Below are 6,603 nucleotides of genomic sequence, written 5' to 3' on the forward strand. Positions count from 1 at the left end.
ATCTTGAGAGCGCCTTCAGACTGTGGGCAGGTTGAAGAAGCGTCGTGCGCAATCGGTGGTGTGGGCGGCGACCTCCTCGGGGCTTTCGCCGCGATGCTGTGCCACGCACGCCAGCACCTCCGGCAGGAAGGCCGGCTCGTTGTGGCCGTGCTTGGGCCTGGGCCGCAGCGTGCGCGGCAGCAGGTAGGGCGCATCGCTTTCCAGCATCAGGCGGCCGGCGGGAATCTCCTTCACCAGTTCCTGCAGGTGGGTGCCCCGGCGTTCGTCGCAGATCCAGCCGGTGATACCGATGTGCAGGTCCAGGTCGAGGTAGCCGTAGAGCGCGCGGCGCTCGCCGGTGAAGCAATGCACCACGGCGGCGGGCAGCCTGTCGCGGAAATCCTTGAGGATCGCCAGCAGGCGTTCGGCGGCGTCGCGCTCGTGGATGAACACCGGGCGCTGCAGCTCCACCGCCAGGGCCAGCTGTTCCTCGAAGGCCTTCTCTTGCATCGGACGCGGCGAAAAGTCGCGGTTGAAGTCCAGCCCGCACTCGCCGACGGCGCGCACCCGGTCTTCCTGCAACAAGCCGCGCAGCACCTTGGCACTGCCGCTGTCCCAGTGGCTGGCCTCGTGCGGGTGGACGCCCGCGGTGCAGTAAAGACGCTGGCTTTCGTCCAGTTGCCGGCACAGTTCCAGGGCTTGTTCGCTGTCGTCCAGGCTCGTGCCGGTCAGCACCATCTGCACGACGCCAGCCTCGGCGGCGCGGGCGAGGACTGCTTCACGTTCCGCGGCAAAGCTGGGGTGAGTGAGGTTGACGCCGATGTCGATCAGTTGCATTTTTCTTCCTTTTGTCCGGAAACGGAGCATAGCAAACGCCGCTTTTCAGACGAAAATTCATCAAAAACAGCAGGTTGAGGGTTTTTCCGAAGATATATCGGAAGTTTCGGGTTGGTACTGAGCCCTTCCTGTGAGAGTCTTGCGCGCCCTTGGCGGCCGGGAACTACCGGCCGAAACCGCACTCTAACCGGCCCCTCGCCGAGTGCGAGCCCCCGGAGAGCTGGATGACCCGACTGTTGCTGCTACTGCTGTGCCTCGTGGCTTTGACGCCACTGCCGGCGGCTGCGCGCCTGACGACCCAGCCGGAAAACTGGGAGCAGGACAGCGGTAGCCTCCACGACCTGGCCAGCATTCGCTCCGGCGGTGTGCTCCGCGTCCTGGTCAACCAGAGCCGCAACAGCTCCGGCGAGATCAAGGGCGAGCCCATTGGCGTCGAATATCGCCGCCTGCGCGCCTTCGAACAGTACCTGAACGACTCCGCCCCGGGGCGCAAGTCGCTCACCATCAAATTCATTCCCAAGGCCAAGGATCAACTGCTCGGTGCGCTGCAGCGCGGCGAGGGTGACCTGGTCGCTCCCGGCGAAGTACTGCTGGCCCGCGACGGGCAGAATGTCAGCGCCAGCCTGCCGTGGAAGGAAGATGTCCCGCTGGTGCTGGTGACCAAACAGGGCAACCGCCGTTTCGTACGCCTGGAGCAGCTTGCCGGCCGCACCGTCACCTTGCCGGCGGGCAGCGCGGCGGGGGATGCCATCCAGCGGGTCAACGAACGCCTGGCGCAGCGGCGGATGGCGCCGATGGTGCTGGAGTGGACCGACTCCTCGCTGGCCGTGGAGGACGTACTGGAGATGGTCCAGGCCGGTATCTTCAATTACACCGTGGTCGAGCAGCCCATTGCCGAGCGTTGGGCCAAGGTCTTCACCAAGCTGCGCATCGACCGGCATCTGGTGCTGGACAATACCGAGAGCATGACCTGGTACGTGCGCCGCGATGCGCCGATGCTGCGCGCCAGCGTCAACGGCTTCCTCAAGGGCTATCGTGCGCCGGCGGACCAGGACAGCGCCTTCCAGCGCCTCTATCGCCGCGCCTACCAGGTGCGCAATCCGCTGGTGGCACCCGATCGCAAGCGTCTGGAAGCGGTACGTCCGACCCTGCAGCGTTTCGCCGAGCAGAGCAGTCTCGACTGGCTGGCGCTGGCGGCGGTGGCCTTCAAGGAATCCAACCTTGATGCCGGCGCGCGTGGCAGCGGTGGCGCAACCGGCCTGATGCAGATCACGCCGGCGGCCGCCCGTGCCGTGGGCGTGGACTCCGTGCACCACAAGGAGAGCAACGTGCAGGCCGCCAGCCGCTACATGGCGATGCTGCGCAAGCGCTTCTTCTCCAGCCCGCGCATCAGCGAGCGCGATCGCATGGCCTTCGTGCTGGCGGCGTACAACGCTGGCCCCGAGCGAATCCAGAGCCTGCGCGCGGAAGCCAAGCGCCAGGGGCTCAACCCGAACCAGTGGTTCTTCCAGGTCGAGCGGGTGGCGGCCGAGCAGCTGGGCATAGGCGTGGTGAACTATGTCAGCAGCGTCAACAAGTACTATCTTGCATATCAGCGCGAACGTGATGGCCTGGAGCCACGAGAGAGCGTGGCAGCGATCAAGAAGTAATTAATTAATTCGATAGTTATCAGTGCAATTTTGCGCTTTTTGTATCGGAATAATTGGCTATATTGATCCCCAAGCAACCACGGTTGTGGCCCACTCTCCTCTGCACAAGGAATCACCATGAACTCGCTGATCAAATCCATCCTGTCCACCAATGCTGGCGCCGGTCTTGCTGTCCTGCGCATCACCACTGGCCTGACCTTCATGGCCCACGGCTCGCAGAAACTCTTCGGCGCCTTCGGCGGCCCTGGTCTGCAGGGCATGGCGGGCTGGCTGGAATCCATCGGCGTGACCCCGGGTTACCTGATGGCCACCCTGGCCGGCAGCGCCGAGTTCTTCGGTGGTCTGGCTTTGGTACTGGGCCTGCTGGTGCGTCTGGCGAGCATCCCGCTGATCATTGCGATGCTGGTGGCGGTGTTCAGCGTGCATGCGGCCAATGGCTTCTTCATCCAGGCGAATGGCTACGAATACGCCTTTACCCTGATCATGATCAGCGTTGCCCTGTTGATCAGCGGCGCCGGCCCGTTCTCCCTGGACCGCAAGCTGTCCAGCTGATCGCGAATGCAGTAACGAAAAAGGGCGGACACCTGTGGGTGCCGCCCTTTTTTGTCTGCCCGAATCAGTGGAACAGGTACTGCACGCCGCCATTGATCAGGCCGCCGCCAACCAGCAGGAAGACGAACAACCCGGCGCCCAGCAGCAGCGGCTTCGGCCCTTCCTTGCGCAGGTCGCCCAGGCGGGTGGCCAGGCCCAGGGCGGCCATGGCCATGCCCAGCATCACATCATCCAGTTGTTGCAGCGGTGCCAGCCAGCTTTCGGGTACCCAGCCCAGCGAACGCAGCCCGGTAACCAGCAGGAAGCCCACGGCGAAGCCGGGGATGTGCAGCTTGCGGCGCTGGCCCGGCTCGGCGGCTTCGGCGCAGCCGACGCGGCCGAGAATCAGCAGCGCCGGAGCCAACAGCAGCACCCGCAGCATCTTGCTGATCAGCGCGGCGTCGGCGGCGGCCGGGTCCATGGCGCGGCCGGCGGCGACTACCTGGGCCACTTCATGGATGGTCGAGCCGGTGAACACGCCGAATGCCTGCTCGCTGCCGAACAGGTTCGGCAGGGCCGCATAGATCAGCGGGTGCAGCAGCATGGCCAGGGTACCGAACAGCACCACGGTGGCCACGGCGACGGCGGTGTGCTCGGCGCGCGCCTTGAGTACCGGGCTGCTTGCCATCACCGCCGCGGCACCGCAGATGGCGCTGCCGGCGCCGATCAGCAGGGCGCTCTCGCGCGGCAGCTTCAGCCATCGTTCACCGATCCACCAGGCCATGCCCAGGGTGCTGGCGACCATCAGCACATCGATCACCAGCGCGGCCGGACCGAGGGCGGCGATGTCCTGGAAGGTCAGGCGCAGGCCGTAGAGCACCACGCCCAGTCGCAGCAGTTGCTGGCGGGACAGGTCCACTCCTGGACGGATGCCGCCGAAACGGGCGAGCCCGAGGTTGCCGGCCAGCAAGCCGATCAGGATGGCCAGCGTCAGGCTACCGAGGCCAAGGTGCTGCAGCGTGGGAATTTCCATCAGTTGGCGCGAGCCGAAGGCGATGCCCAGGCAGAGCAGGGCACCGGGCAGGTAGTAGGGCAGGCGGCGTAGAGCGTCCATGAAAGGCTCCTTGTGTAAGGTGAAGCCATGGTGCCGCGCTCCTGCTTAGTGTAAAAACGGATTGTTCTTATTGGGTTGACCGGTTTTTTCGATATGGGACCTCGCATCACCCTTCGCCAACTGGCGACCTTCACTGCCATCGCCGAGCTGGGCAATGTCACCCAGGCGGCCGCCCGCATTGCGCTTTCGCAGTCGGCGGCGAGCCAGGCGTTGCAGGAGCTGGAGCGAGCCCTGGGGACGCGGCTGTTCGATCGCAGCGGCAAGCGCCTGGCGCTGAACGACAACGGCCGTGCCTTCTATCCCAAGGCCAGTGCGTTGCTGGCCCAGGGCGAGGAGCTGGAAAACCTGTTCGAGTCCGCGCCGGTACAGCTCAGCCTGGGAGCGAGCCGCAGCATCGGGGGCTATGTATTGCCGCAGGTGATGGCAGGCTTTCTCGCCGAACTGCCGGACAGCCGCCTGCAACTGCAGGTTGCCAACAGCCGCGATGTGATCGAGGCGCTGGCCGAGTTTCGTCTGGATGTCGCCTTCATCGAGGCGCCGATCCAGCATCCGCAGATTCAGCTCACGCCCTGGGCCGGCGACGAGCTGGTGCTGGTGGTCGCGCCGGATCACCCACTGGCACAAGCCCCTCAAGTCACCCTCAAGGATCTGGCGGCCGCGCGCTGGGTCCTGCGCGAGGCCGGCTCGGGCACCCGCGTCACCTTCGAGCAACAGGTGCTGCCGCGCCTGGGCAGCGTCAACGCGCCGCTGGAAATCAGCAACGCCGAGGCGATCAAGCATCTGGTCGGACGCGGGGCGGGGATCGGCTGCCTGTCGGAGCGTGTGGTGCAGGCGGAACTGGCGCGGGGTGAACTGGTGCGCCTGGACAACCCGTTGGGGCCGCTGCGCCGCACGTTCTTCCTGGCACTGCATATCGACAAGTTCCCCACGGCAGGACTGCGGCTCTTCCTCGATTACGCGCAGTCAGGGGTGGTCTAGCGGCCATTCGCCGAGTGGGCGATAGCGCACGCCGGTCGGGCTGTTTTCCGAGCTGTACAGGGTGATCGCGCGGGCCGGCAACTCGAAGGCGGGCTGTGCCGCCGACAGGCTGTGGGCGTGTCGTGCCAGGGTGAGGTGCGGATGGAAGGGGCGTTGCTCGATCTCGAAGGCGTGGGCCTGCAATGCTTCGCGCAGGGCTTGCACCAGTTCGTGGAGCTCGCTGGGAATCTGGCTTGGCGCCAGGTGCAGGATGCCGTTCTTCCAGCGTGCCAGCTGGTCCAGCTGCAAGGTGAAACCGCGGCGCGGCAGGCTCTCGCCGAGCGCCAGCAATTCCGCCTTGCGGCCACGAGGAGTGGCACCGAGGAAGGCGAGGGTCAGGTGCAGGTTGGCCTGCGCGACGTTCTGGCCGTCCAGGTGCAGGCCATCGCGCCAGGCGCAGATCGCCTGCGCCAGCTCCGGTGGGCAGGGCAGGGCGAAGAACAGCCGCAGCGGGGGTGTGCTCATCGTGGGTTTCCTTGACTGAAGTCGCCTTGACAGTATCGCCGGGGCTTATCTAGGATGCCGCTCAGCGCCGATTTAAGTAGCAACTTGCGGGGCGCGGATGCAGCGATGGCTGACATCGAAATACCGCTAAAGCGCTGGTTCGGTGTGCCTCTCGCCGCGTCCAGCAGGACCCCTGAGGCGGAGACGTGACACCATGACCTGTCCCAACCCGCATGTGCGCCTGACCCCGATCACCACCGGCCTGGTGCGCCGCAATCCGAAGATTCTCCTGGGCGGCAATCACCAGCCCACCCTCGTCCGTTACCTCGATGGCTGGCCCAAGCGCTGGAACGGCTCGCGTACCTTCCTGATCCAGTTCGCCGAAACCGTCGCCGATATCGCCCGCTTCGCTTCCGACAGCTTCGACTTCGCCGTGGTCCAGGCGCCCAGTGCCGAGCAGCTGGAGTCCACCGTTCGCGAGCTGACCCGCGTCGCCCGCCAGGGGCTGATCACCCGGCGGCCGCAGTCGCTCTGAGCGCTGAAGCTCCCTGTAGGAGCGCCCCATGGGCGCGATCGCGGGCATGGCCCGCTCCTACAGGGGCACGGTGCTTTCCCAGTTTCAGGGATACTCGATTTCCACCACGAACCACATCTTCTCGCCCGACGGGCTGCGCACCATCACCTCAGCGTCCAGCTCCTTGCCGATCAATGCGCGGGCGAGCGGTGAGTCGATGCTGATGTGGTTGTTGCGCAGGTCGAGTTCGTCCGGGCCGACGATGCGATAGCGCGCCTGCTCGCCGTCCTCGTCCTCCAGCGTGACCCAGGCGCCGAAGTACACCTTGTTCGGGTCGGCCGGGCGCTCGCTCACCACCTTGCAGTTTTCCAGGCGCTTGCGCAGGAAGCGCACGCGGCTGTCGATCTCGCGCAGCATCTTCTTGCCGTAGGTGTACTCGGCGTTTTCCGAGCGGTCGCCTTGCGCCGCCGCTTCACTGACCGACTGGGTGACCTGCGGCCTGCGCACGTTCCATAGTT

General features: G+C 65.6%; 8 protein-coding genes. 4 read left to right on the plus strand and 4 right to left on the minus strand.

Annotation, left to right across the window (positions count from 1 at the left end; all coding sequences use genetic code 11):
* Nucleotides 1-15: 15 nt before the first annotated feature.
* Nucleotides 16-816, minus strand: coding sequence for a TatD family hydrolase (locus J5M67_RS06440; protein WP_207884488.1), 801 nt, complete (start codon nucleotides 814-816; stop codon nucleotides 16-18).
* Between the two features lie 224 nt (nucleotides 817-1,040).
* Here J5M67_RS06440 and J5M67_RS06445 point away from each other — a divergent pair, with 224 nt between their 5' ends.
* Together J5M67_RS06445 and J5M67_RS06450 are read left to right on the plus strand one after the other, a co-directional pair.
* On the plus strand, nucleotides 1,041-2,465 hold the full coding sequence (locus tag J5M67_RS06445; RefSeq protein WP_207884489.1) for a transglycosylase SLT domain-containing protein: 1,425 nt from the start codon (nucleotides 1,041-1,043) through the stop codon (nucleotides 2,463-2,465).
* A gap of 117 nt (nucleotides 2,466-2,582) precedes the next feature.
* Nucleotides 2,583-3,017: a DoxX family protein gene (locus J5M67_RS06450; RefSeq protein WP_207884490.1), complete on the plus strand. Its 435-nt coding sequence runs from the start codon at nucleotides 2,583-2,585 to the stop codon at nucleotides 3,015-3,017.
* A gap of 64 nt (nucleotides 3,018-3,081) precedes the next feature.
* Here the strand turns inward: J5M67_RS06450 and J5M67_RS06455 are convergent, their stop codons facing one another.
* The gene (locus tag J5M67_RS06455) at nucleotides 3,082-4,110 is read right to left on the minus strand and encodes a YeiH family protein (RefSeq protein WP_207884491.1); all 1,029 of its coding nucleotides are present in this window, start codon (nucleotides 4,108-4,110) and stop codon (nucleotides 3,082-3,084) included.
* 93 nt (nucleotides 4,111-4,203) lie between these two features.
* Here J5M67_RS06455 and J5M67_RS06460 point away from each other — a divergent pair, with 93 nt between their 5' ends.
* Nucleotides 4,204-5,088 carry a LysR family transcriptional regulator gene (locus tag J5M67_RS06460; RefSeq protein ID WP_207884492.1) on the plus strand — a complete coding sequence of 295 codons (885 nt, stop codon included), beginning with the start codon at nucleotides 4,204-4,206 and terminating at the stop codon, nucleotides 5,086-5,088.
* Here the strand turns inward: J5M67_RS06460 and thpR are convergent.
* On the minus strand, nucleotides 5,074-5,592 hold the full coding sequence (gene thpR / locus J5M67_RS06465; RefSeq protein WP_207884493.1) for an RNA 2',3'-cyclic phosphodiesterase: 519 nt from the start codon (nucleotides 5,590-5,592) through the stop codon (nucleotides 5,074-5,076). The two genes, J5M67_RS06460 and thpR, sit on opposite strands and share 15 nt — an antisense overlap.
* A 193-nt stretch (nucleotides 5,593-5,785) precedes the next feature.
* Here thpR and J5M67_RS06470 point away from each other — a divergent pair, with 193 nt between their 5' ends.
* On the plus strand, nucleotides 5,786-6,106 hold the full coding sequence (locus J5M67_RS06470; protein WP_207884494.1) for a hypothetical protein: 321 nt from the start codon (nucleotides 5,786-5,788) through the stop codon (nucleotides 6,104-6,106).
* A gap of 84 nt (nucleotides 6,107-6,190) precedes the next feature.
* Here J5M67_RS06470 and greB read toward each other — a convergent pair.
* Nucleotides 6,191-6,603 (minus strand): transcription elongation factor GreB (gene greB, locus J5M67_RS06475; protein ID WP_207884495.1); only part of this gene is annotated, 413 nt, incomplete at its 5' end.

The sequence above is a fragment of the Pseudomonas sp. 30_B genome (genome assembly GCF_017491605.1).
GTDB lineage: Bacteria > Pseudomonadota > Gammaproteobacteria > Pseudomonadales > Pseudomonadaceae > Pseudomonas.